At 52.7% G+C, this 24,728-nt stretch carries 23 protein-coding genes, 4 tRNA genes and 1 other annotated feature; of the genes, 20 read left to right on the forward strand and 7 right to left on the reverse strand.

What is annotated here, in order from left to right:
* Positions 1-67 precede the first annotated feature (67 nt).
* From alaS to luxS, 10 genes are all read left to right on the forward strand, one after another.
* Entirely contained in the window at positions 68-2,695 is a 2,628-nt protein-coding gene (gene alaS, locus F3I44_RS06515) for an alanine--tRNA ligase (RefSeq protein WP_150014586.1), read from the forward strand.
* 248 nt (positions 2,696-2,943) lie between these two features.
* Complete coding sequence (gene csrA, locus F3I44_RS06520; RefSeq protein ID WP_008927091.1) at positions 2,944-3,129, forward strand: carbon storage regulator CsrA; 186 nt, start codon at positions 2,944-2,946, stop codon at positions 3,127-3,129.
* A gap of 282 nt (positions 3,130-3,411) precedes the next feature.
* A tRNA-Ser gene (locus tag F3I44_RS06525) sits at positions 3,412-3,504 on the forward strand.
* Positions 3,505-3,512: 8 nt separating this feature from the next.
* Positions 3,513-3,589: transfer RNA gene (locus F3I44_RS06530), tRNA-Arg, on the forward strand.
* Between the two features lie 211 nt (positions 3,590-3,800).
* A tRNA-Arg gene (locus F3I44_RS06535) sits at positions 3,801-3,877 on the forward strand.
* Between the two features lie 219 nt (positions 3,878-4,096).
* Positions 4,097-4,173 (forward strand) — tRNA-Arg (locus F3I44_RS06540).
* 580 nt (positions 4,174-4,753) lie between these two features.
* Positions 4,754-5,320, forward strand: a complete 567-nt coding sequence (gene yqaB, locus F3I44_RS06545) for a fructose-1-phosphate/6-phosphogluconate phosphatase (RefSeq protein ID WP_150014584.1) — start codon at positions 4,754-4,756, stop codon at positions 5,318-5,320.
* Positions 5,317-5,745, forward strand: coding sequence for a YqaA family protein (locus tag F3I44_RS06550; RefSeq protein ID WP_010248498.1), 429 nt, complete (start codon positions 5,317-5,319; stop codon positions 5,743-5,745). Before yqaB ends, F3I44_RS06550 begins: the two co-directional genes overlap by 4 nt.
* A gap of 31 nt (positions 5,746-5,776) precedes the next feature.
* A complete protein-coding gene (gene gshA / locus F3I44_RS06555) occupies positions 5,777-7,384 on the forward strand; it encodes a glutamate--cysteine ligase (RefSeq protein WP_150019358.1) in 1,608 nt (535 codons plus the stop codon).
* A gap of 152 nt (positions 7,385-7,536) precedes the next feature.
* Positions 7,537-8,052 (forward strand): S-ribosylhomocysteine lyase, encoded by a 516-nt coding sequence (luxS, locus tag F3I44_RS06560; protein ID WP_003849049.1) that lies wholly within the window; start codon positions 7,537-7,539, stop codon positions 8,050-8,052.
* Between the two features lie 61 nt (positions 8,053-8,113).
* Here luxS and F3I44_RS06565 read toward each other — a convergent pair whose 3' ends face one another.
* Both F3I44_RS06565 and F3I44_RS06570 read right to left on the reverse strand, forming a co-directional pair.
* Positions 8,114-9,400: an HlyC/CorC family transporter gene (locus tag F3I44_RS06565; protein ID WP_013358821.1), complete on the reverse strand. Its 1,287-nt coding sequence runs from the start codon at positions 9,398-9,400 to the stop codon at positions 8,114-8,116.
* Positions 9,401-9,415: 15 nt separating this feature from the next.
* Positions 9,416-10,216, reverse strand: a complete 801-nt coding sequence (locus tag F3I44_RS06570; RefSeq protein WP_150014580.1) for an inner membrane protein YpjD — start codon at positions 10,214-10,216, stop codon at positions 9,416-9,418.
* 163 nt (positions 10,217-10,379) lie between these two features.
* Between F3I44_RS06570 and ffh the strand changes: the two genes are divergently transcribed.
* From ffh to rplS, 5 genes are all read left to right on the forward strand, one after another.
* Complete coding sequence (gene ffh, locus F3I44_RS06575; protein ID WP_013358819.1) at positions 10,380-11,741, forward strand: signal recognition particle protein; 1,362 nt, start codon at positions 10,380-10,382, stop codon at positions 11,739-11,741.
* 141 nt (positions 11,742-11,882) lie between these two features.
* Positions 11,883-12,131 carry a 30S ribosomal protein S16 gene (gene rpsP, locus F3I44_RS06580; RefSeq protein WP_009086880.1) on the forward strand — a complete coding sequence of 83 codons (249 nt, stop codon included), beginning with the start codon at positions 11,883-11,885 and terminating at the stop codon, positions 12,129-12,131.
* 18 nt (positions 12,132-12,149) lie between these two features.
* Entirely contained in the window at positions 12,150-12,698 is a 549-nt protein-coding gene (gene rimM / locus F3I44_RS06585; protein ID WP_150019359.1) for a ribosome maturation factor RimM, read from the forward strand.
* Between the two features lie 35 nt (positions 12,699-12,733).
* Positions 12,734-13,498, forward strand: coding sequence for a tRNA (guanosine(37)-N1)-methyltransferase TrmD (gene trmD / locus F3I44_RS06590; RefSeq protein WP_050496505.1), 765 nt, complete (start codon positions 12,734-12,736; stop codon positions 13,496-13,498).
* 42 nt (positions 13,499-13,540) lie between these two features.
* The gene (gene rplS / locus F3I44_RS06595; protein ID WP_003849035.1) at positions 13,541-13,888 is read left to right on the forward strand and encodes a 50S ribosomal protein L19; all 348 of its coding nucleotides are present in this window, start codon (positions 13,541-13,543) and stop codon (positions 13,886-13,888) included.
* Positions 13,889-13,984: 96 nt separating this feature from the next.
* Here rplS and F3I44_RS06600 read toward each other — a convergent pair whose 3' ends face one another.
* Entirely contained in the window at positions 13,985-14,521 is a 537-nt protein-coding gene (locus tag F3I44_RS06600; RefSeq protein ID WP_150014576.1) for a GNAT family N-acetyltransferase, read from the reverse strand.
* A gap of 287 nt (positions 14,522-14,808) precedes the next feature.
* Between F3I44_RS06600 and F3I44_RS06605 the strand changes: the two genes are divergently transcribed.
* Together F3I44_RS06605 and tyrA are read left to right on the forward strand one after the other, a co-directional pair.
* Entirely contained in the window at positions 14,809-15,888 is a 1,080-nt protein-coding gene (locus tag F3I44_RS06605) for a 3-deoxy-7-phosphoheptulonate synthase (RefSeq protein ID WP_150014574.1), read from the forward strand.
* Positions 15,889-15,893: 5 nt separating this feature from the next.
* Entirely contained in the window at positions 15,894-17,015 is a 1,122-nt protein-coding gene (tyrA, locus tag F3I44_RS06610) for a bifunctional chorismate mutase/prephenate dehydrogenase (RefSeq protein ID WP_150014572.1), read from the forward strand.
* Positions 17,016-17,056: 41 nt separating this feature from the next.
* On the opposite strand, the gene pheA is transcribed toward tyrA, so the two are convergent.
* From pheA to bamD, 4 genes are all read right to left on the reverse strand, one after another.
* Entirely contained in the window at positions 17,057-18,220 is a 1,164-nt protein-coding gene (gene pheA / locus F3I44_RS06615; protein WP_150014570.1) for a bifunctional chorismate mutase/prephenate dehydratase, read from the reverse strand.
* Positions 18,221-18,242: 22 nt separating this feature from the next.
* Positions 18,243-18,367, reverse strand: a sequence feature (Phe leader region).
* Positions 18,319-18,366: a pheA operon leader peptide PheL gene (pheL, locus tag F3I44_RS23885; RefSeq protein WP_187507180.1), complete on the reverse strand. Its 48-nt coding sequence runs from the start codon at positions 18,364-18,366 to the stop codon at positions 18,319-18,321. (Overlaps the previous feature by 48 nt.)
* Before the next feature lie 88 nt (positions 18,368-18,455).
* Entirely contained in the window at positions 18,456-18,791 is a 336-nt protein-coding gene (gene raiA / locus F3I44_RS06620; RefSeq protein WP_013358812.1) for a ribosome-associated translation inhibitor RaiA, read from the reverse strand.
* Positions 18,792-19,071: 280 nt separating this feature from the next.
* On the reverse strand, positions 19,072-19,803 hold the full coding sequence (bamD, locus tag F3I44_RS06625; RefSeq protein ID WP_009086788.1) for an outer membrane protein assembly factor BamD: 732 nt from the start codon (positions 19,801-19,803) through the stop codon (positions 19,072-19,074).
* A gap of 129 nt (positions 19,804-19,932) precedes the next feature.
* Here bamD and rluD point away from each other — a divergent pair, with 129 nt between their 5' ends.
* The 3 genes from rluD (at position 19,933) to clpB (ending at position 24,337) form a co-directional block, all read left to right on the forward strand.
* A complete protein-coding gene (gene rluD, locus F3I44_RS06630; RefSeq protein ID WP_150014568.1) occupies positions 19,933-20,910 on the forward strand; it encodes a 23S rRNA pseudouridine(1911/1915/1917) synthase RluD in 978 nt (325 codons plus the stop codon).
* The gene (gene yfiH / locus F3I44_RS06635) at positions 20,910-21,638 is read left to right on the forward strand and encodes a purine nucleoside phosphorylase YfiH (protein ID WP_150014566.1); all 729 of its coding nucleotides are present in this window, start codon (positions 20,910-20,912) and stop codon (positions 21,636-21,638) included. The genes rluD and yfiH overlap by 1 nt, the downstream gene beginning before the upstream one ends.
* A gap of 113 nt (positions 21,639-21,751) precedes the next feature.
* Entirely contained in the window at positions 21,752-24,337 is a 2,586-nt protein-coding gene (gene clpB, locus F3I44_RS06640) for an ATP-dependent chaperone ClpB (RefSeq protein WP_190286014.1), read from the forward strand.
* Positions 24,338-24,728 lie beyond the last annotated feature (391 nt).

Below are 24,728 nucleotides of genomic sequence, written 5' to 3' on the forward strand. Positions count from 1 at the left end.
CAGGCACCACGAGAATGTGGCCGCGCCGATCAGAGGGAACGTTCGTTAGCGTGATTCCAGGACATATATGAGCAAGAGCACTGCTGAGATCCGTCAAGCGTTTCTCGACTTTTTTCATAGCAAGGGACATGAGGTTGTAACCAGCAGCTCCCTCGTACCGAATAACGATCCAACCTTGTTGTTTACTAACGCCGGGATGAACCAGTTTAAAGATGTGTTCCTCGGTCAGGACAAACGTGATTATACACGTGCGACCACGTCACAGCGCTGCGTTCGCGCAGGCGGTAAACACAACGATCTTGAAAACGTCGGCTACACCGCACGTCACCACACCTTCTTTGAAATGCTGGGTAACTTCAGCTTTGGTGACTACTTCAAGAAAGAGGCGATTGGTTTTGCCTGGGAACTGCTGACGAGCGAACAGTGGTTCAGCCTGCCGAAAGAGCGTCTGTGGGTGACGGTCTATGAAACCGATGATGAAGCCTACAATATCTGGGCGGATGAAATCGGCGTGCCACGCGAGCGCATTATCCGCATCGGCGACAACAAGGGCAGCGCGTACGCGTCAGATAACTTCTGGCAGATGGGCGATACCGGTCCTTGTGGTCCGTGCAGTGAAATTTTCTACGATCATGGCGATCACATCTGGGGTGGCCCTCCGGGCAGCCCGGAAGAAGATGGTGACCGTTATATTGAGATCTGGAACATCGTCTTTATGCAATTCAACCGTCAGGCTGATGGCACTATGCTGCCGCTGCCAAAACCGTCGGTTGATACCGGAATGGGCCTTGAGCGTATTTCTGCCGTTCTGCAACACGTCAACTCCAACTATGAAATCGACCTGTTCCAGAAACTGATTCAGGCTGTGGCACAGGTTACCGGCGCAACCGATCTGAGTAATAAATCGCTGCGTGTGATTGCCGACCATATTCGCTCCTGTGCTTTCCTGATTGCCGATGGCGTGATTCCGTCAAATGAGAACCGTGGTTACGTGCTGCGTCGTATCATTCGTCGTGCCGTACGTCATGGCAACATGCTGGGTGCCAAAGAGGCTTTCTTCTATAAGCTGGTTGCGCCACTGGTTGAGGTTATGGGGGCTGCGGGCGAAGAGTTACAGCGTCAGCAGGCTCAGGTTGAGCAGGTGCTGAAAAGCGAAGAGGATCAGTTTGCCAGAACGCTGGAGCGCGGACTGGCCCTGTTAGACGAAGAGCTGGAAAAACTGCAGGGCGACACGCTCAATGGCGAAATCGTCTTCCGTCTTTACGATACCTTTGGCTTCCCGGCTGATTTAACGGCTGACGTCTGCCGCGAACGCAACCTGAGAATTGATGAGGCGGGCTTTGAGCAGGCGATGGAACAGCAGCGTCAGCGCGCACGTGAAGCAAGTGGCTTCGCCGCTGATTACAGCAACGTGATTCGCATTGATGCCGCCTCTTCCTTCAAAGGCTACGACCAGCTTGATCTGACCGCCACGGTGAAAGCGCTCTACGTTGCGGGTGAGGCGGTTGATGAAGTGACCGCAGGTCAGGATGCTGTAGTCGTGCTGGATGAAACCCCATTCTATGGCGAATCCGGTGGTCAGGTAGGCGATACCGGTCTGCTGAAAGGGAAGAATGCTGAATTTAGCGTCCAGGATACACAAAAATATGGTCAGGCAATCGGTCATGTCGGTAAGCTGACCGCAGGGCAGTTGCGTATCGGAGATCGCCTTGAGGCCCAGGTTGATGCGGCACGTCGTGCGCGCATCCGTCTTAACCACTCTGCGACCCACTTATTGCATGCCGCATTGCGTCAGGTTTTAGGTGAGCATGTGGCGCAGAAAGGCTCGCTGGTTAATGACAAATACCTGCGTTTCGACTTCTCGCATTTTGAAGCGATGAAACCACAGGAGATTCGTCAGGTCGAAGATATTGTCAATGCGCAGATTCGTCGCAACCTGCCGGTTGAAACTGAAGTGATGGATCTTGATGCGGCGAAGTCTAAGGGTGCAATGGCACTGTTTGGCGAGAAATATGATCAGCGCGTACGCGTTCTGACCATGGGTGATTTCTCTGTTGAGCTGTGCGGGGGTACGCATGCTGCGCGCACGGGTGATATCGGCCTGTTCCGTATTCAGGCTGAGTCAGGAACGGCGGCAGGCATCCGTCGTATCGAAGCCATTACCGGTGAAGGGGCGCTGGCACAGGTCAATGCGCAGAGCAGCCAGCTGCAGGATCTTGCGCAACTGGTTAAAGCGAACAGCAGCAACCTCAACGAGAAAGTGCGTGGTCTGGTCGATCATGTACGCGCTCTGGAGAAGGAGTTGCAGCAACTGCGCGATCAGCAGGCCGCGCAGGAGAGTGCCTCACTGAGCAGCAATGCCATCGACGTTAAGGGAGTGAAACTGCTGGTCAGTGAGCTCAACAACGTCGAGCCTAAAATGTTGCGTACCATGGTTGATGATCTTAAGAATCAGCTGGGATCGGCGATTATTGTGCTGGCGACAGTTGCTGAAGGTAAGGTGTCACTGATTGCGGGTGTGACCAAAGATCTGACTGACCGTGTTAAAGCGGGTGAGTTGATTGCCGGTCTGGCACAGCAGGTTGGCGGGAAGGGCGGTGGCCGTCCTGATATGGCACAAGCGGGTGGTACTGATGCTGAAGCGCTGAAAAGCGCTCTGGCAGGGGTTGAGAGCTGGGTTAACAGCCGCCTGTAACACATAGAACAAGGCATTGTAAAAAGCGTCAGAACTCCGGTTCCGGCGCTTTTTAATACGATGCTAAAACAGCAAATGACAAAGTCAGGTTGATGTAGTGTATTTCGGCTAAACTAACTATCAGCAGAATGTATTGGCGCATCGATGTGCATTGGTGTATTTCTCATAGTCAATGTGCAGCGTTAAATGATGGATAATGCCGGGAGCCTGTACAAGCCCGACTCTTTTAATCTTTCAAGGAGCAAAGAATGCTTATTCTAACTCGTCGAGTTGGTGAAACCCTCATGATCGGTGATGAGGTAACTGTAACGGTGCTGGGTGTTAAGGGTAACCAGGTTCGTATAGGGGTTAACGCGCCGAAAGAAGTGTCTGTGCATCGCGAAGAGATCTATCAACGCATCCAGGCTGAAAAAACGCAACAAACCAGCGTTTAACGGATTCAGCGTCTCGCACCTGTGCGAGGCGCTACCGCTTTCTGTAAAAATCCCTCCTTTTCTTTTCAGCTTTCTCTTCCCTGTTTCGTTAACGACATCACCTTTCATTGTTGATAATTCACTCTTTTTGTCGCCATTTCGTCCTAATTGTGTGTGATTTGCTCAATCAAACAAAGTTTCGGAAAAATTGTTTGACTTAAAAGTCCGGGAAAGTAATATGTGCGCCACGCAGTGCCGATGAGCAGAAACAAGTTCAGACGCACGGTTCGAAAGAAAGCGTAAGGTGAGGTGGCCGAGAGGCTGAAGGCGCTCCCCTGCTAAGGGAGTATACGGTCAAAAGCTGTATCGAGGGTTCGAATCCCTCCCTCACCGCCATTTTCGATGCATCCATAGCTCAGCTGGATAGAGTACTCGGCTACGAACCGAGCGGTCGGAGGTTCGAATCCTCCTGGATGCACCATATTTTCGAATATGGAGATGTGCCTCGGTGTGACATGACGCATTAGCGTTCAGGCCGCACTAAGGAGGATAACGTTGCATTAGCAACGGCCCGAAGGGCGAAGCGCAAGCTGAGTAATCCTCCTGGATGCACCATCGAAAAACAAAGTGAATTAGCAATTCCTTTCATGGTGAGTAGTTAGCACCCTGCGTTGTACAAGAATTAGATTTATGCATCCATAGCTCAGCTGGATAGAGTACTCGGCTACGAACCGAGCGGTCGGAGGTTCGAATCCTCCTGGATGCACCATATTCTGCAATATGGTTAGTGCCTCAGTGTGTCATGACGTAATTAGCGTTCAGGCCGCACTAAGGAGGATAACGTTGCTTTAGCAACGGCCCGTAGGGCGAAGCGCAAGCTGAGTAATCCTCCTGGATGCACCATTCTTTGTAACATCCTCAGGTTGGTTTCTGTAATTCCATTAAAAGTTGTACCTCAAAAGACAGACCCCAAAAGATAGATCCCAATGCATCCATAGCTCAGCTGGATAGAGTACTCGGCTACGAACCGAGCGGTCGGAGGTTCGAATCCTCCTGGATGCACCATATTCTCCAATATGGTCAGTGCCTCAGTGTGTCATGACGTGATTAGCGTTCAGGCCGCACTAAGGAGGATAACGTTGCTTTAGCAACGGCCCACAGGGCGAAGCGCAAGCTGAGTAATCCTCCTGGATGCACCATCTTTGTTCTCTCATAAACCCTCAATGTATCATCGCTAAGAACTCACTAAACTCCTTACTGCCGCATCAGTAACCGCCTGTGCCCCAAAGCTAAAAACGTTTCAGGAACTCCCCCAGCAGTTTCCCTCAGGCTTTACCCATACTGTTTTTCTGCTTAACCCGCCTCACTGATTCATCATTCTGACTTAAGCGAATTACAGCGCCTGTCTCACGCGTCAGCACTCTCTGTTTTGCTGCCCACGCCCGTCCCCCGCAGCCTGTCAGCCAAAAGAATGTAAAAAATTCGCTTAAAATTCGCACTGTTATCACTGGCCGCGCACGATCACCTTTATCTGAAAACAAAAATTGTTAATGCTTTCAAAGCATTTGCTGTTCATCCCCCCTGGCGACAACCTGTCCACATTAGGCTAAAGTAATGTCTCATTTGGTGGATGTCCGGAGTGACAATGTACGATCAATATGACGCCCTGATTTTCGATATGGACGGCACGATTCTTGATACTGAGCCGACACATCGAAAAGCGTGGCGTCAGGTACTGGCGCGTTATGGATTAACGCTGGATGAAGCTCGTATTATCGACTTCAATGGCGCTCCCGCCTGGCGGCTTGCGCAGTTCATCATTGAAACCAATCAGTCGTCACACGACCCTCATCTTCTTGCCGCAGAAAAAACCGCTGCTGTGGAAGCGATGCTGCTGGAAAACGTTAAGCCGCTGCCTTTAATGGAGGTGGTAAAAGCGTATCACGGGCGTCGTCCGATGGCGGTGGGTACCGGAAGCGAACACAACATGGCAGAGGCGTTACTGACGCAGCTGGGCGTGCGTGAGCTCTTTTCTGCAGTTGTCGGCGCTGACGACGTTCAGCGTCATAAGCCTGAGCCTGAAACCTTCTTACGCTGCGCTGAGCTGATGGGTGTCGCGCCGGCACGTTGTGTGGTGTTCGAGGATGCTGACTTTGGCGTTCAGGCTGCGAAGGCGGCAGGCATGGACGTGGTGGATGTCCGCTTACTGTGAGTGACGTTCTTACCTATGCCTCGATGTTCGGCAGCAGTTTTCTGAGTGCGACGCTCCTGCCGGGAAGTTCTGAAGCATTGCTGATAGCACTATTAATAGCAAAAAAGACATCAGTTTACGGGTTGCTTTTGGCCGCATCCCTGGGAAACACCCTGGGCGGCTTAACCAACATTCTTATTGGTCGCTTGCTGCCGCTAAAACGTCAGGGGCGATGGCATGACACAGCAATGACGTGGTTGCACCGACTGGGACCTGCAGCACTGTTATTCAGCTGGCTGCCGGTGATAGGTGATCTGCTCTGCGTTCTCGCAGGCTGGTTGCGTTTCGCCTGGCTACCCGCGATGCTGTTTCTCGCCGTCGGCAAAACACTGCGTTATATCGTTATCGCGACTGCCACATTACAGGGTATGCAATGGTGGCATTGATTCGCACAGATTCGAGGCTACGGTTAACATTATGCTGAACAAAAATAAATTATTATCACAGCGGGGGGGTAATGTGATCCCGGACGTATCTAAAGCGCTCTCCTGGCTGGAAGCGCATCCTAATGCCCTGAAAGGTATTGGCCGTGGCATCGAGCGTGAAACGCTGCGTGTACAGGAAAATGGCAATCTGGCAAAAACCGGCCACCCGGAATCTCTGGGCTCGGCGCTGAAACATGACTGGATCACCACTGATTTTGCCGAAACATTGCTGGAATTTATTACGCCAGTGGATCACAGCATCGATCATATGCTGGCCTTCCTGCGCGATATTCACCGTCATGTCGCCCGTGAACTGGGTGATGAACGCATGTGGCCTTTCAGTATGCCGTGTGAGATTGACGACGCGAATAATATTGAGCTGGCGCAATACGGCACCTCCAATATCGGCAAGATGAAGACCCTCTACCGCGAAGGCCTGAAAAACCGTTACGGCGCGTTGATGCAGACTATCTCTGGCATTCACTACAACTTCTCGCTGCCGCTCTCATTCTGGCAGGAGTGGGCTGACGTGAAAGATCAGGAAAGTGGCAAAGAGACGATTTCGGCGGGCTATCTGCGGCTGATCCGCAACTATTATCGCTTTGGCTGGGTAATCCCGTATCTGTTTGGCGCATCGCCGGCTATCAGCTCAAGCTTCCTGCAGGGGCGTGAGAGCGCGCTGCCGTTCGAAACCAATGACAAAGATACTATGTGGCTGCCGTACGCCACCTCGCTGCGTCTGAGCGATTTAGGCTATACCAATAAATCGCAGAGCGCTCTGGGCATCACGTTTAACTCGCTGGAAGGGTATGTCACTGCGCTGAAGAAAGCCATCAGGACGCCGTCAGAAGAGTATGCGGCGATGGGGACCAAAGATGCCGACGGTAACTGGCTGCAGCTCAACACCAATGTGCTGCAGATTGAGAACGAGCTCTATGCGCCCATCCGGCCTAAGCGTGTGACGCGTTCGGGTGAAGCACCTTCAGATGCGCTGCTGCGTGGCGGCATTGAATACATTGAAGTGCGTTCGCTGGATATCAACCCGTTCTCTGCCATCGGCGTTGACGAGAATCAGGTTCGCTTCCTCGATCTGTTCCTGATCTGGTGTACCCTGGCGGATGCGCCGGAAATGAGTGCCGATGAGCTGCAATGCACCCGTAAAAACTGGAACCGGGTGGTGCTGGAAGGGCGTAAGCCGGATCAAAAAATTGCAGTAGGATGCGGAGAAGCTGAACATTCGCTGGTGGAAGTAGGCAAGACCCTGTTTGCCGATCTGCGTCGGGTTGCTGAAGTTTTAGACAGTCATAATCAGGACAGCACGGAATATCAGCAGGTTTGCGATCAACTGGTAGCATCGTTCGACGATCCTGAGCTAACCTACTCGGCGCGTATCCTTCAGGCAATGAAGGACAATGGTGTCACCGGAACAGGGGTGGCGCTGGCTGAACAGTATCGCCATCTGCTCTGCGAAGAGCCGCTGGAAGTGCTGACAGAAGACGATTTCACGCGTCAGGCGCAGGCGTCTGTTGCTGCACAGCAGCAGCTGGAAGCGAATGATAAGCTGGATTTTGAAGCGTATCTGGCGAGCCGGGAAGGGTAGAAAAGAAAAAGGCCACATCAATGTGGCCAAATTAACATCTCTGTTGTCAGGGATGATGATGATAACAAATGCGCGTCTTTCATATATTCAGACGTTGGGCGAACAGAAAAGTTTCATCGTTTTAAAAAAATTCTCAGAACAGGAGGTGACGTATGCCACTACTGGACAGTTTTACCGTTGATCACACCATCATGGGCGCACCGGCAGTACGCGTTGCTAAAACCATGAAGACTCCGCATGGCGATACGATTACCGTCTTTGACCTGCGTTTTTGCCGCCCGAACATTGATATCCTCACTGAGCGTGGCATTCATACGCTTGAGCATCTCTTTGCCGGATTCATGCGTGACCACCTGAATGGTGACGGTGTGGAAATCGTCGATATCTCGCCAATGGGTTGCCGTACCGGCTTCTACATGAGCCTGATTGGTACGCCAGACGAGCAGCGCGTTGCGAAAGCGTGGAAAGGGGCGATGGAAGATGTTCTGAAAGTGAAAGATCAGAACCAGATCCCTGAGCTGAATGAATACCAGTGTGGCAGCTACAAGCTGCACTCACTGGATGAAGCGCAGCAGATTGCCCGCAATGTGCTGGCGCATGAGATCGGCGTTAACCGCAACGACGATCTGAAGCTGCCTGCTGAAAAGCTGAAAGAACTGCACATCTAGCCAGAGCTTCTCTGCTAAAAAAAACGCCGCATCATGTCGATTGCGGCGTTTTTTTATGGCTTCAGGAACCGACCGATTTTTTCAGTGGCGTCTTTGGCGTGATGCGCACCTGTTTAATCATGTTGTCCTGCACGTCCAGAATATCGACGTTGTAATGGCCTATCTGAACCCGGGTGGCGATTGCGGGGATCTCTTCCAGCGCTTCCAGCAGCATGCCGTTGATGGTGCGGGCTTCCTGCTCTGGCAACTGCCAGTTAAATGCCTTATTGATTTCACGCACGTTAGCACTGCCCTCAATCAGCACCGAGCCATCATTCTGCGGCATTACTTCTTCTGCCAGCGACGGTGACATGGAGGTGGTGAAGTCACCAACAATCTCCTCCAGAATGTCCTCAATCGTCACCAGCCCTTTAATGTCGCCATATTCATCCACCACCACGCCCGCTTTCTCTTTATTGCGCTGAAACTTCACCAGTTGGGTGTTAAGCGGTGTACCTTCCGGGATGTAGTAGATCTCATCGGCGGCACGCAGCAGCGTCTCTTTGGTAAACTCTTTTTTCTCCGTCATCATGCGCCAGGCTTCGCGTACCCGTAGCATCCCGACGCAGTCATCCAGCGAATCCCGGAACAGCACGATGCGGCCGTGTGGCGAGTGACTCAGCTGACGTACGACCGACTTCCAGTCATCATTGATGTTGATACCGACGATCTCATTACGCGGCACCATGATGTCGTCAACGCTGACTTTCTCCAGGTCGAGCACAGAGAGCAGCATGTCCTGGTTCCGGCGTGACATCAGGCTACGCGACTCATAGACGATGGTACGTAACTCCTCTTTGCTCAGCGCAGAGTTAATGGCACCGTCAGCGCGGATACCCGCTATCCTCATCAGCAACCGGGTAATGGTGTTGAGCAGCCAGACCAGCGGCAGCATGATGTATTGTAACGGGACCAGCAGCAGGCTGCTGGGAAAGGCGACGCGCTCGGGATAGAGCGCCGCCACGGTTTTTGGCAGCACTTCAGCGAAGACCAGCACCACAAAGGTCAGGATGCCGGTCGCAATCGCAACGCCTTCATCACCGTGAATACGCATGCCTACGATGGTGGCAAGGGCGGAGGCCAGAATATTGACCAGGTTGTTACCGATTAAAACCAGACTGAGCAGCCGGTCAGGACGACGCAGTAGTTTCTCCACCCGGCGTGCGGCGCGATTACCGTTTTTGGCCTGATGGCGCAGCTTATAGCGGTTAAGCGTCATCATGCCGGTTTCCGACCCGGCAAACCAGGCGGAAACCAGGACCATGACGCAGAGAATAATAATCAGCGTGGTGGTTGAAACATTCTCCAACGCAGAACTTCCTTTTTAACGAGAGACAGGGACAAGCAGATGCTGCAGGATGCGACTGCCGAAGTAAGCCATAGTTAACAGCACGGCACCGCTGCAGTTAAACCAGACGACGCGGCGACCACGCCAGCCTTCATGATAGTGCCCCCAGAGCAAAACGATATAAACAAACCACGCAATGATGGAGAGAACGGCTTTATCGACGTTTTCTGCGCTGAAGAGATCCTGCATATAAAACAGACCGGTGCAGAGCACCAGCGTCAGCAGCACAACGCCGACCTGGGTGATATGAAACATCTTACGTTCGATGGTCAGCAGCGGCGGCATATCCTGGGTGAACGCCAGCCGCTTGTTTTTCAACTGGTAATCAATCCACGCCAGCTGCAGCGCATAGAGCGCGGCAATAATCAGCGTCGCATAGGCGAACAGCGACAGACCGATATGGATCATCATGCCCGGCGTGGTTTCCAGATGGGTGATGAACGCATTGGGGACAAAAGTAGCGAAGGCCAGATTAATCAGCGCGAAGCTGTAGACAATCGGCAGCAGCAGCCAGCCACGGTTGCGTGACGCCACAATGGTCATGATGGCGCAGATCAACAGGCTCACCAGCGAGCCAATGTTGAGCAGGCTTAAATTCTGTCCGCTATCAACCGCAAATATGCGTTGCTGCAGGGCGACCGCGTGTGTCACCAGCGCCACACAGGCAGAGAACATCGCCATTCGCCGCCAGCCGCCGTTACGTTTCAACAGGCTGGGAATGATAAGGGCAAGACTTAAGGAGTAGGCGAATAGCGCCACTATCGCGAAAACGAACATAGATCCTTTCAGGTCAGTCAGATAAGGAAAAAGGCAGTATAGCGCCAGCCGAAGCAGGCTCCAAACGATCTGAGGGGCAATTGCAGAGATCGCCGAGGCTTCGTGTTATAATCCGCCGCATTCTGCCGATCAGGCGCCTCGCGATCTTTTTAAGTGAGAGACCATGTTTGATAATTTAACCGATCGTTTGTCGCAAACCCTGCGAAATATCAGCGGCCGCGGAAGGCTGACTGAAGAGAACATCAAAGAGACCCTGCGTGAAGTGCGCATGGCGCTGCTTGAAGCTGACGTTGCACTGCCGGTGGTGCGTGACTTCATCAACCGTGTGAAAGAGAGCGCGGTCGGCCATGATGTGAATAAAAGCCTGACGCCAGGTCAGGAGTTCATCAAAATCGTTCGTAACGAGTTGGTTGCGGCGATGGGTGCAGAGAACAACGCACTCGACCTGGCGGCTCAGCCACCAGCCGTGGTACTGATGGCGGGCCTGCAGGGGGCCGGTAAAACCACCAGCGTCGCTAAGCTGGGTAAGTTCCTGCGTGAGAAGCACAAAAAGAAAGTCTTAGTGGTTTCTGCCGACGTCTATCGTCCGGCGGCAATCAAACAGCTGGAAACCCTGGCACAGCAGGTTGGCGTGGATTTCTGTCCGTCCGACCTCAGCCAGAAGCCGGTCGATATCGTTAACAATGCGCTGCGTGAAGCCCGTCTGAAGTTCTACGATGTGCTGCTGGTGGATACCGCCGGTCGTCTGCACGTTGACGAAGCGATGATGGACGAAATCAAACAGGTTCATGCCGCGATTAAGCCGGTAGAAACGCTGTTTGTGGTCGATGCCATGACCGGCCAGGATGCCGCAAACACGGCAAAAGCCTTTAATGAAGCGCTGCCGCTGACCGGGGTTATCCTGACCAAGGTCGACGGTGATGCCCGCGGTGGTGCTGCGCTGTCGATTCGCCATATCACCGGCAAGCCGATTAAATTCATGGGTGTCGGTGAAAAAACCGAAGCGCTTGAACCGTTCTATCCCGACCGTATTGCGTCACGTATCCTCGGCATGGGTGACGTACTGTCACTGATCGAAGATATCGAAAGCAAGGTTGACCGCGACCAGGCGGAGAAACTGGCTAAGAAGCTGAAAACCGGCGACGGTTTTGATCTCAATGACTTCCTTGAGCAGCTGAAGCAGATGCGCAACATGGGCGGCATGGCCAGCCTGATGGGCAAACTGCCCGGTATGGGACAGTTGCCTGACAATGTGAAATCGCAGATGGATGATAAAGTGCTGGTGCGCATGGAAGCCATCATCAACTCGATGACGCGCAAAGAGCGTGAGAAACCAGAAATCATCAAAGGCTCGCGCAAGCGCCGCATCGCAACTGGCTCCGGTATGCAGGTACAGGACGTTAACCGCTTATTGAAGCAGTTCGACGACATGCAGCGTATGATGAAGAAAATGAAGAAGGGCGGTATGGCGAAAATGATGCGCGGCATGAAGGGTATGATGCCGCCAGGATTCCCGGGCCGCTAAGCGTTCCACAAAAAAGCCCGGAAAGGCACGGTTTAGGTTGCTTTTTTCGCCAAAATGAGTAAAATTTTCGGGCTTTTTATACAGCACCCGGACCCCGTTCCTCGATGGGGGCCGGGTGTTTTATTAACTGAAGAGGATGTTATGGTAACAATTCGTTTGGCACGTCACGGCGCTAAAAAGCGTCCGTTCTATCAGGTCGTCGTTACTGACAGCCGCAATGCACGCAACGGTCGTTTCATCGAGCGCGTTGGTTTCTTCAACCCGATCGCATCTGGTCAGGCTGAAGGTCTGCGTCTTGATATGGATCGTATCGAGCACTGGGTTGGCCAGGGCGCAACACTCTCTGATCGCGTTAACGCGCTGGTCAAAGAAGCTAAGAAAGCAGCTTAATCTGTCACGGTGGTGAGCATGAGCAGACAACTTGCCGCACAGCCTCCTGCTAACCCGATTGTATTGGGTAAGATGGGAGCCGCCTACGGTATTCGCGGCTGGCTCAAAGTGTTTTCCTCCACTGAAGACGCTGAAAGCATCTTTAGCTACCAACCCTGGTTCATCCAGCGCGCCGGTAAATGGCAGCAGGTCGAACTGGAAGGTTGGAAGCACCACAATCAGGACCTGATCATCAAAGTCAAAGGCATTGACGATCGGGATGCGGCGGCTCAGTTAACCAATTGCGAAATTCAGGTTGACTCGACGCAGTTGCCATCGCTGGAAGAGGGCGATTACTACTGGAAGGACCTTATGGGCTGCCAGGTGGTTAACCTTGAAGGCTACGAGATGGGCAAAGTCATCGATATGATGGAAACCGGCTCGAACGACGTTCTCGTCGTTAAGGCAAACCTGAAGGATGCATTCGGTGTTCAGGAGCGGTTAATTCCGTTTCTTGATGAACAGGTTATCAGGAAAGTCGATCTCTCTACTCGCGTCATTGAGGTAGATTGGGATCCTGGTTTTTGAGCTCCGAATCGAGCGGTAACGTAACGGCGAATACAATGTGGATTGGTGTTATTAGCCTGTTTCCAGAAATGTTTCGCGCTATTACCGACTACGGGGTAACTGGCCGGGCTGTAAAAAACGGTCTGCTCAGCATTCAAAGCTGGAGTCCTCGTGACTTCACGCACGACCGGCACCGTACCGTGGATGATCGTCCTTACGGCGGCGGACCGGGAATGCTGATGATGGTACAACCCTTACGGGATGCCATCTCCGCAGCGAAAGCAGCGGCAGGTGATGGTGCCAGAGTGATATATCTTTCACCTCAGGGGCGCAAACTGGACCAACAGGGCGTTTGCGAACTGGCGGCACGAGACAAGTTAATTCTGGTCTGTGGCCGTTATGAAGGGATTGATGAGCGCGTAATTCATTCCGAAATTGACGAAGAATGGTCAATCGGTGATTACGTTCTCAGCGGCGGGGAACTACCAGCCATGACGATGATTGACGCAGTCGCCCGGTTTATTCCAGGCGTACTCGGCAAGCAGGCGTCAGCCGATGAGGATTCGTTCTCTGACGGTTTGCTGGATTGCCCGCACTATACCCGACCTGAAGTGTTAGACGGCGTGGAAGTCCCGGCGGTATTACTGTCAGGTAACCATGCTGATATTCGCCGCTGGCGTCTGAAGCAGTCGCTAGGCCGTACCTGGCTGAGAAGACCTGAACTTCTGGAAAACCTGGCTCTGACTGAAGAGCAAGCAAGGTTGCTGAATGAGTTCCAGCGTGAATCTCGGCAGCAACAAAACGATGATGTGGAAGAGTGATCTTCCCCGACTATCAGTTTACCCAGGATATGAGATTTAATTATGAGCAACATTATCAAGCAAATTGAACAAGAGCAGATGAAACAGGACGTACCTTCCTTCCGCCCGGGTGATTCCGTGGAAGTGAAAGTATGGGTCGTTGAAGGTTCTAAGAAACGTCTGCAGGCATTCGAGGGCGTGGTTATCGCTATTCGTAACCGCGGTCTGCACTCTGCATTCACTGTTCGCAAAATTTCTAACGGCGAAGGCGTTGAGCGTGTATTCCAGACTCATTCACCTGTCATTGACAGCATCGCTGTTAAACGTCGTGGCGCTGTGCGTAAAGCCAAACTGTACTACCTGCGTGAGCGTACTGGTAAGTCTGCTCGTATTAAAGAGCGTCTTAACTAGGGTATCGCTAACGCGACATCTAAAAGTTAATAGCAAACAAGGGGTTGGCATCTGCCAGCCCCTTTTTTTGTCCTGATGGCAGCCAGCTGACAGAAGCTAACCGACGTCCGGCCGCTGAAAATGATAAATCGCCGTATTAACCGGCCCCGCCTCTGATATGATCAGGCCATAGCGACAGCCAATAAACTGGCCACCGCACTTCTCAGCAACTCTCCGACTGGCCAGGTTTTCCTCAGCCGCCAGAATTTCAATCACTCTTGTCTCCGGGTGTGAAAACCCCAGCGGTAACAGCTTTGCCACCGCGCGGCTGGCGATACCCTGACACTGGGCATCACTCCGAACCCAGTAGCCAATTGCGCTGGTGTCACCTGAATGACGGGCAAAGCGTATTCCTGCGCCTCCCAGCAGTTGGTCATGCTGATCAACGATCGCAAACTCTTCCGCTTCTTCTTTCATCCTTTGCCAGTGGGTAAAGCGGATCCAGCTTTCTGCTTCGTGAGGCTGATAATCGTGATGCGCCCAGACCATCCAGGGGATCAGGCTGTCCAGTGAGTCATTAACTGCAGCAGTAAATGCGGAAACGTCGCTAAGCTCAAAAGGTCGCAGATAAATGTTCTGTAGCGATGGGCGCATAACTCTCTCAGTATCAACAGAATAATTATTTCATTCTGCCTGTGGGGAGCAGAAACGCAACATACTCAGGTGTAAACATATAATTACAATAAGGTGAATCGTTATCCTGGGGGGGGTTATTTATCACCATGAATTTAAACATTATTTATTTAATAATCCAGACTGTATTTGATCTGTGGTAATAAATGTGTACATATAATATTGCGCTATGTATTGTCTGTGATACAGTAATTGCATTCCTCAATGAGGAGCCTTAATCAGCTAATACGAGCCAAAGGATCGCCATCATGCAAAAAGACGCGCTGAACAATGTGCATATCGCCGGTGAACAGGTACTTATCACGCCTGAAGAGCTGAAAGCGAAGTTTCCACTGACTACTGAACAGCAGGATCAGGTCGCGGCGTCCCGCCAGACTATTTCTGACATTATTGCCGGCCGTGACCCGCGTCTGCTGGTGGTATGCGGACCCTGCTCAATTCACGATACCGAAGTGGCGCTCGAATATGCTCGTCGTCTGCAAACCCTTTCTGAAGAGCTGAAAGATCAGCTTTATATCGTGATGCGCGTCTATTTTGAAAAGCCTCGTACGACTGTCGGCTGGAAAGGGCTGATTAATGATCCTTACATGGATAACTCTTTTGATATGGAAGCGGGTCTGCACATTGCGCGCCAGCTGCTGGTGAATCTGGTTGAAATGGGGCTGCCGCTGGCGACTGAAGCACTGGATCCCAATAGTCCGCAATACCTGGGCGACCTGTTCAGCTGGTCTGCCATTGGCGCACGGACGACAGAATCTCAGACGCACCGTGAAATGGCCTCGGGCCTGTCGATGCCGGTAGGTTTTAAAAACGGCACCGATGGGAGTCTGGGAACGGCAATCAACGCCATGCGTGCTGCCGCAATGCCGCACCGTTTTGTCGGCATCAATCAGGCTGGTCAGGTCTGCCTGCTGCAGACGCAGGGCAATCCGGATGGTCACGTGATTCTGCGTGGTGGCAAAGCGCCGAACTACGGTCCTGAAGATGTCGCGCAGTGTGAAAAAGAGATGCTCAAAGCGGGACTGCGTCCAGCCTTAATGATAGATTGCAGCCATGGCAATTCGAATAAAGACTACAGCCGTCAGCCTGGCGTAGCGGAATCCGCTATTGCGCAGATCAAAGACGGTAACCGTTCAATCATTGGTCTGATGCTGGAAAGCCATATCAATGAGGGTAATCAGTCTTCTGAACAGCCACGCAGCGAAATGAAGTATGGCGTTTCCGTTACCGATGCCTGCATCAACTGGGAAGTGACCGAAACGTTGCTGCGTGAGATGCATCAGGATCTGCAGGGAGTGCTGGCGGCGCGTCTGTCACAAGAGGTGTAAGAGCAATGGTGGCTGAACTGACCGCGTTACGCGATCAAATTGACAGTGTTGATAAAGCGCTGCTGGATCTGCTGGCTAAACGGCTGGAGCTGGTAGCGGAAGTAGGGGAGGTCAAGAGCCGTTACGGCCTGCCTATCTATGTGCCTGAACGGGAAGCGTCTATGCTGGCTTCCCGTCGCAAAGAAGCTGAAGCCCTGGGCGTGCCGCCGGATCTGATTGAGGATGTGCTGCGTCGCGTGATGCGCGAATCCTATACCAGCGAAAATGACAAAGGGTTTAAAACCCTCTGTCCTGAACTGCGCCCGGTGGTAATCGTCGGTGGCAAGGGCCAGATGGGCCGACTGTTTGAAAAAATGCTCAGCCTGTCAGGCTACACGGTAAAAACGCTGGATAAAGAGGACTGGCCACAGGCCGGGGCACTGCTTAGCGATGCCGGCATGGTAATCATCAGTGTGCCGATTCATCTGACCGAGCAGGTCATTGCTCAGCTGCCTCCACTGCCTGAAGATTGTATTCTGGTCGATCTGGCGTCAGTGAAAAACCGCCCTCTGCAGGCGATGCTGGCCGCTCATAACGGTCCGGTGCTAGGTCTGCATCCGATGTTTGGCCCGGACAGCGGCAGCCTGGCAAAACAGGTGGTGGTCTGGTGTGATGGAAGAGAGCCGGAAGCCTACCAGTGGTTCCTGGAGCAGATTCAGGTCTGGGGTGCGCGTCTGCATCGTATCAGCGCGGTTGAGCATGACCAGAACATGGCGTTCATTCAGGCGCTGCGCCACTTTGCGACCTTTGCCTATGGTCTGCATTTAGCTGAAGAGAACGTCAATCTCGATCAGCTCTTAGCGCTCTCGTCGCCGATTTACCGGCTGGAACTGGCGATGGTGGGACGTCTGTTCGCGCAGGATCCGCAGCTCTATGCGGATATTATCATGTCATCAGAGAGTAATCTGGCGCTGATCAAACGCTATTATCAGCGGTTTGGTGAGGCGATTGCGCTGCTGGAGCAGGGCGACAAGCAGGCGTTTATTGCCAGCTTTAACCGGGTAGAACAGTGGTTTGGCGATCACGCGAAACGCTTCCTGGTGGAAAGTCGCAGTCTGCTGCGTTCGGCCAATGACAGCCGCCCATAAATGAAGAAGGCATCCAACAGGATGCCTTTTTTCTTTTCTGTTTATTCGCCGGGGGCGACTGGCACCACATTCTCGCTGGGATAGCAGCCCAGTACTTTCAGAGAACGGGTCATGGTTTGCAATTCCTGAAGCGCCTGCTGCATTCGCTCTGATTGCAGGTTGCCCTGCACATCAATGTAAAACATCTCTTCCCACGGATTGCCATTAATCGGGCGGGACTCCAGCTTGCTCATAATCAGATTGTGCTGACGCAGAACCAGCAGCGCATCAACCAGCGCACCCGCCTGCTGGCCGGTTGCCATAATCAGCGTGGTTTTCGCCGGAACCTGGTCCGATACCTCAATTGGTTTGCGGGCCAGTACGATGAAGCGGGTATGGTTCTGCTGCTGATTTGCCAGATTACGTTCCAGCACCTGCAGCTGATAGAGCTCGCCACCAGCTTCACTGCCCAGCGCCGCCACCTTAGGTGAGTTGAGCGCTGCCACTTTCTCCATCGCTGCTGCGGTACTCTCGGTATATTCGATTTTCCAGTGCGGGAAGCGGTTAATGAACTGGCTGCACTGCTGGAAGGGCTGAGGATGGCTGTAAACGGTCTCTATCTGCTGCAGATCTGTGAGGCCATTTACCAGTACACAATGGTCGATAGGTAGTGTCAGCTCACCCACGATAGAGAGGCTGGTCTGTTGCAGCAGATCGTAGACGTCGTTAATAGAGCCCGAACTGGTATTCTCAATCGGCATCACTGCATAATCGGCCACGCCATTTTCGACCTGCTTGATGATGTCGTGAAACTTCAGGCAGCCACACTCCACCATGCTGTCGAAATGACGCGACGCATAGTTGCGTGCGGCAAGGTGCGAGTAAGAGCCTTTCGGACCAAGGAAAGCGATGCGGGCGGCATGCGCATGGGGATGATTGAGGTTTTTCTGCAGCAGTGCCTGCTGAGTCAGTACTGAATCTTCGATGACCAGCTGGAACAGGCGGGTGATGTAGTGCGCATCCAGTTTGTGCGCTTTACCTAGCACAATCAGATTCTCTAGCAGCGCGCGTTCGCGCTCCACATCGCGAATCGGGCGATGCGTTGCCAGTTTCGCTTGCGCGACTTCCACTGCCAGCAGGCGACGCTCGGCCAGCAGCGTCAGAAGTTTTTTATCCACCGCGCTGATCTTATCGCGTAGCGCCAGCAATGGATTGTCGGGATTCATAGGGCTCACCTGTATGCTATCCAATAAAAAAGCCTCCCGGTTGGGAGGCTTCGTTGTTCGTCTTCGCTTTCATTTTCACACGACGAATGGCCTCCCGTTCAGGGGAAGGTAAAAAAGAAAGCGAAGAAAAACAGATCAAGTTTCATGTGAATGTCCGCAAAGAGAGTGGCCTGAGAGTAACCGTACTGCTTAAAAGCTGTCAATAAAAAACGCGCCCGGAGGCGCGTTATGAAAATCAGGACTCTTCGTCGGCGGGGATAATATCTTTTACGCTGGCACTGGCGCGGCGCGCTTCAGACTTATGCTGAACTTTATTCAGCTGACGTTCGAGCTTCGCAATCAAATCGTTGATCGCGGTATACATATCATCATGCTTGGCGCTGGCCACCAGAGTCCCGTTAGGTGTGTTAATAGTGGCGTCAGCCACGAATTCTTTAGGCTCTTTGGACAGGACAATATGCGGATTAATCAGGTCAGTTTGCCATTTTTCGAGCTTGGCGAGACGGTCTTCAACATGGCTTCGGATTGCCGGAGTGATCTCCATTTGTTTACTGGTAATGTTCAGAATCATCGTTCCTACCTCTCTGTCATTTCCGTCTTGGTCTTTTCAGCATAGCGTGAAAAAGCGTTGAATGTGAGATTTCGATCACGAAAAAATGTCACTTTTTGTCAGTCACGACATTCTGTGAGAAAGGCTGAGAAACTGGCTGAAATGGCTTGAAGCGAAACGATTAACACGGCATGCTTGATGAGTTAGCTCGCTGGCAGCAGATCCACTTATGACTGTTCTTTGAGCAAAAAAAGCAGCCATCACAGGCTGCTTTTTTTATGGCTGAAAAGCTATCGGGCTATCAGCTGTTGTTCGCTGCAATGATTTTCGCCACTTTGTCTGCTTCAGCGTTCAGCTGCAGATTGCGGTAAGCATTTTCCATCAGCGGCAGCGCATCGTGTGTTGCCTGAGTATCCGGATAATCGCGCATCATACCTTCGACACGGTTAACAACCGCGACATATGCCTCGCGCTTAGTATAGAATTGCGCCACTGACAGTTCATATTTCGCCAGGCGGTCTTTCAGATAGACCAGACGTTTCTGAGCATCAGCCGCATACTGGCTGTTCGGGTAACTGCGCAGCAGCTGGGAGAAGTCGCGGAAGGCATCACGAGCGTGCGTCGGATCGCGGTCAGAACGATCGATACCAAAGAAGCCCTGCAGTGCTGAGTCATCCAGCGCCATATCCGTCAGACCTTTCATATAGATGACATAGTCAATGTTCGGATGTGTGGGGTTAAGACGCATAAAGCGGGCAATGGCAGCCTGTGCCAGGGGCAGATCGGCATTTTTATAGTACGCGTAGATTAAATCCAGCTGCACCTGCTGCGAATAAGGACCGAACGGATAACGATTATCCAGCGCTTCCAGTTGCTTAATCGCAGCTTTAAAGTTACCGTCCTGCAGCTTTTGCTGCGCTGTAGCATAGATTTCAGAAGGCGGGCTGTCCGGTACCGCGTCATTTGAGCCGGAACAACCAACAAGTGCCAGGCTCAGTGTGGCAGCAGCCACCAGATGTTTCATACGCGTCATGACGAAGTGATTATCCTCAAATGTTATGGCGGAAGCTGTCCGTATAGCTCCCGGTAATGACCAGGTACGATAGCACATTATATTAAACGGCATCGCCGTGAAAACCCAACGTTAACGAAGAAGCTGTATATGGCACAACAAGTTCAACTCACCGCAACGGTATCCGAATCACAACTCGGACAACGCTTAGATCAGACTTTGGCGGAATTGTTCCCTGATTATTCACGTTCCCGCATAAAAGAGTGGATCCTTGACCGTCGCGTGACGGTAAACGGCGTCATGGTCGATACACCCAAAGAAAAAGTGCTGGGCGGCGAGCGGGTCGCGATTGACGCTGAGATTGAAGAGGCACAGCGATGGGAACCGCAAAATCTTCCACTCGATATCGTTTATGAAGATGAAGACATTATCGTCATCAACAAACCACGCGACTTTGTGGTTCACCCTGGCGCCGGTAACCCGGATGGTACGGTACTCAACGCCTTACTTCATCACTATCCAGCGATTATGGATGTACCACGCGCAGGCATCGTACACCGCCTGGATAAAGACACTACCGGTTTAATGGTGGTGGCGAAAACTGTACCGGCTCAGACGCATCTGGTGGATTCGCTGCAACGTCGCGAAATCACCCGTGAATATGAAGCGGTCGCGATTGGTAATATGACGGCGGGCGGCACGGTTGAGCAGCCTATCAGCCGTCACTCAACCAAACGCACCCATATGGCAGTTCACCCGATGGGTAAGCCAGCGGTGACGCATTACCGCATCATGGAGCACTTCCGCGCCCATACCCGTCTTCGCCTGCGTCTGGAAACCGGTCGTACACACCAGATCCGTGTGCATATGTCTCACATCAGCCATCCGCTGGTGGGCGATCCGCTTTATGGTGGCCGTCCGCGTCCGCCAAAAGGCGCATCAGAGGCATTTATCACTACGCTGCGCGGTTTTGATCGTCAGGCTCTGCATGCCACCATGCTACGTCTGTATCACCCTATCAGCGGGATTGAAATGGAATTCCATGCGGCGCTTCCGCAGGATATGGTTGATCTGATCGCGGCGTTAAAAGCAGACACCGAAGAATTTAAAGACCAGATGAACTGGTGATGAATCTGATTACGCCTCAATGGCCTGCTCCGTCACGCGTTCGGGCCTGCTCGACGCAGCGACAGGGTGGCATCAGTACATTGCCCTGGGATGCACTGAATCTCGGCGGGCACGTGGGGGATAATCCGGATACGGTAACGCGTAACCGGCAGTTACTGATGGCAGAGGCGGGCTTGCCTGCGATGCCGCAGTGGCTGGATCAGGTTCATGGCACTGACGTTGTGCGCCTGGCTGAAGGAGCAAGTACGCCATTACGTGCCGATGCCTGTATCACCGATCAGCCTGGCGTCGTCTGCGCCATCATGACCGCTGACTGCCTCCCGGTCCTGTTCTGTTCGCAGGATGGGACGGAAGTGGCGGCGGCACATGCAGGCTGGCGCGGACTTTGTGCGGGTGTACTGGAAAATACGCTGGCGCAGTTTCGTTCGCCATCGGATCAGATCCATGCCTGGCTGGGTCCGGCAATCGGGCCGGATGCATTTGAAGTTGGTGCAGAAGTACGTGAGGCCTTTATGGCTCAGGATCCTCGCGCAGTGCAGGCTTTCCGCCCTTCAGGCGGCAAATTTTACGCTGATATCTGGCTGCTGGCGCGTATGCGACTCCAGGCCGCGGGCGTGAAATCAATCAGTGCCGACAGCCGTTGTACCTTCACCCAGCGCGACGATTTCTTTTCCTTCCGTCGCGATGGGATCACCGGGCGTATGGCAACTTTGATCTGGCTGTTATAACCTTACGCCATAAGACGGTCCAGTTAGTGTATTTTTTACTCAAATCTCAGGTCATTAACCTTGAAAATTTGAGGGATGACCTCATTTAATCTCCAGTAGCATTTTGACCTGTAATGGGAGGAATTATGCGTCTGGATCGTCTTACTAACAAATTTCAGCTGGCTCTCGCCGACGCGCAGTCCCTGGCTCTGGGACACGACAACCAATTTATTGAACCTCTGCACCTGATGAGCGCATTGCTCAAACAGGAAGGCGGATCGGTTTCACCTTTACTGACTTCTGCGGGTGTCAACGTTACCCCCTTACGCGCTCAGGTTGAGCAGGCCATCGATCGCCTGCCACAAGTTGAAGGCAGCGAAGGGGATGTACAACCCTCATCTGACCTCGTGCGGGTATTAAACCTGTGCGACAAGCTGGCGCAGAAGCGCAATGATAACTTCATTTCATCCGAATTATTTGTTCTGGCCGCCCTTGAATCACGTGGTTCACTGGCCGATTTGCTTAAAGCAGCGGGCGCAACGCGCGAAAAAATCACCAGTGCGATTGAACAGATGCGGGGAGGAGACAACGTGAACGATCAGGGGGCTGAAGATCAGCGCCAGGCATTAAAAAAATACACCATTGACCTGACCGAGCGTGCCGAGAAGGGCAAACTCGATCCGGTGATTGGTCGTGATGAAGAGATTCGTCGTACTATCCAGGTTCTGCAGCGCCGAACCAAAAATAACCCGATGCTGATTGGTGAGCCTGGCGTGGGTAAAACCGCGATTGTTGAAGGGCTGGCGCAGCGCATCATTAACGGTGAAGTTCCTGAAGGCCTGAAAGGCCGCCGGGTACTGGCGCTGGATATGGGGGCGCTGGTGGCCGGGGCGAAATATCGCGGTGAATTCGAAGAGCGTCTGAAAGGGGTGCTGAGTGACCTGTCGAAACAGGAAGGCAACGTCATCCTGTTTATCGACGAGCTTCATACCATGGTGGGCGCCGGTAAAGCGGACGGTGCGATGGATGCTGGTAATATGCTTAAGCCAGCGCTGGCGCGTGGTGAACTGCACTGCGTAGGTGCCACCACACTTGATGAGTACCGCCAGTACATTGAAAAAGATGCTGCCCTGGAGCGTCGTTTCCAGAAAGTCTTTGTGGCTGAGCCGAGTGTAGAAGACACCATCGCCATTCTGCGTGGCCTGAAAGAGCGGTATGAACTGCATCACCATGTGCAGATTACTGACCCGGCTATTGTCGCAGCGGCAACGCTTTCTCATCGTTACATTGCTGACCGCCAGCTGCCGGACAAAGCGATTGACCTGATCGATGAGGCAGCATCCAGCATTCGTATGCAGATGGACTCGAAGCCGGAGTCACTGGATCGCCTTGAGCGCCGCATCATCCAGTTGAAGCTGGAGCAGCAGGCGCTGAAGAAAGAGGCGGATGATGCCAGTATCAAACGTCTGGAGATGCTGGAAACTGAGCTGAACCAGAAAGAGCGCGAATATGCCGAGCTGGAAGATGAGTGGAAGACTGAGAAAGCCTCGCTGTCCGGCACGCAGAATATTAAAGCTGAACTTGAGCAGGCGCGTCTGAACTTAGAGCAGGCTCGTCGTCAGGGCGATCTCGCTCAGATGTCAGAACTGCAGTACGGTAAAATTCCTGAACTGGAAAAACAGCTAGCCGCAGCGACTCAGGCGGAAGGAAAAACCATGAAGTTACTGCGCAACCGCGTAACCGATGTGGAGATTGCCGATGTGCTGGCGCGCTGGACCGGTATTCCGGTGGCGCGAATGATGGAAGGTGAGCGCGATAAGTTACTGCGCATGGAGCAGGATCTGCATGGCCGGGTTATCGGACAGGATGAAGCGGTTGAAGCGGTATCAAATGCGATTCGCCGTAGTCGTGCTGGCCTGTCAGATCCTAACCGGCCTATTGGTTCCTTCCTGTTCCTGGGACCGACCGGGGTTGGTAAAACCGAATTGTGTAAGTCGCTGGCTAACTTCCTGTTCGATAGTGACGATGCGATGGTGCGTATCGACATGTCCGAATTTATGGAAAAACATTCGGTGTCGCGGCTGGTGGGCGCACCTCCGGGCTATGTCGGCTATGAAGAGGGCGGTTATCTGACCGAAGCGGTGCGCCGTCGTCCTTATTCGGTAATCCTGCTGGATGAAGTCGAGAAGGCACATCCTGATGTATTCAACATTTTGCTGCAGGTGCTGGATGATGGACGTCTGACGGATGGGCAGGGGCGTACGGTCGACTTCCGTAACAGCGTGGTGATTATGACCTCTAACCTGGGATCGGATTTAATCCAGGAGCGGTTCGGTAACCTCAGCTATCCGGAAATGAAAGATATTGTGATGGGGGTGGTCGGACAGCATTTCCGTCCTGAATTCGTCAACCGTATTGATGAAGTGGTCGTCTTCCATCCACTGGCTGAAAAACACATCGCATCGATTGCGCAGATTCAGCTGCAACGGTTGTACAAGCGTCTGGATGAACGTGGCTATCAGCTGCACATCTCCGATGCGGCGATCAAACTGCTGGCTGAGAATGGATATGATCCGGTCTATGGTGCACGACCTCTCAAACGTGCGATACAGCAGCAGATTGAGAACCCGCTGGCTCAGCAGATCCTTGCCGGTTCGCTGGTGCCAGGCAAAACCATCGAAATGGATGTGGAAAACGACGTCATAACTGCACATCAGTAATGATGCGAGTTGAAAAACGGGCCGCAGGCCCGTTTTTTTGTCCTTTTGCGGGGTTTTTGCTTAATTACTATCCCTTTTGAGTGTAAATCGAACGGTCAGTAAAAAAGTCTCAATTTGCACTTGCGCTATCTGAACCGTTCCCTATAATGCGCCTCCATCGACACGGCACACCGGCAAGGGGAAACGGGTTGAAGGTTCAGGAGACTGCGCCGCCGGAGAAAAACTTCTTAGAAAGAGGTTGACTCTGCAGGAGGAAAGCGTAACATACGCCACCTCGCGACAGGACGCTAACGCACTGTTCGCACTGCTCTTTAACAATTTATCAGACAATCTGTGTGGGCACTCGCAGGATTGATATCAGCGTCTCCGGACGCACAAAAATATCAAAGCC

Origin of the sequence: Pantoea sp. F_5, assembly GCF_008631595.1 — a bacterium.
In the GTDB taxonomy this organism is placed as follows: Bacteria; Pseudomonadota; Gammaproteobacteria; order Enterobacterales; family Enterobacteriaceae; genus Pantoea; species Pantoea gossypiicola.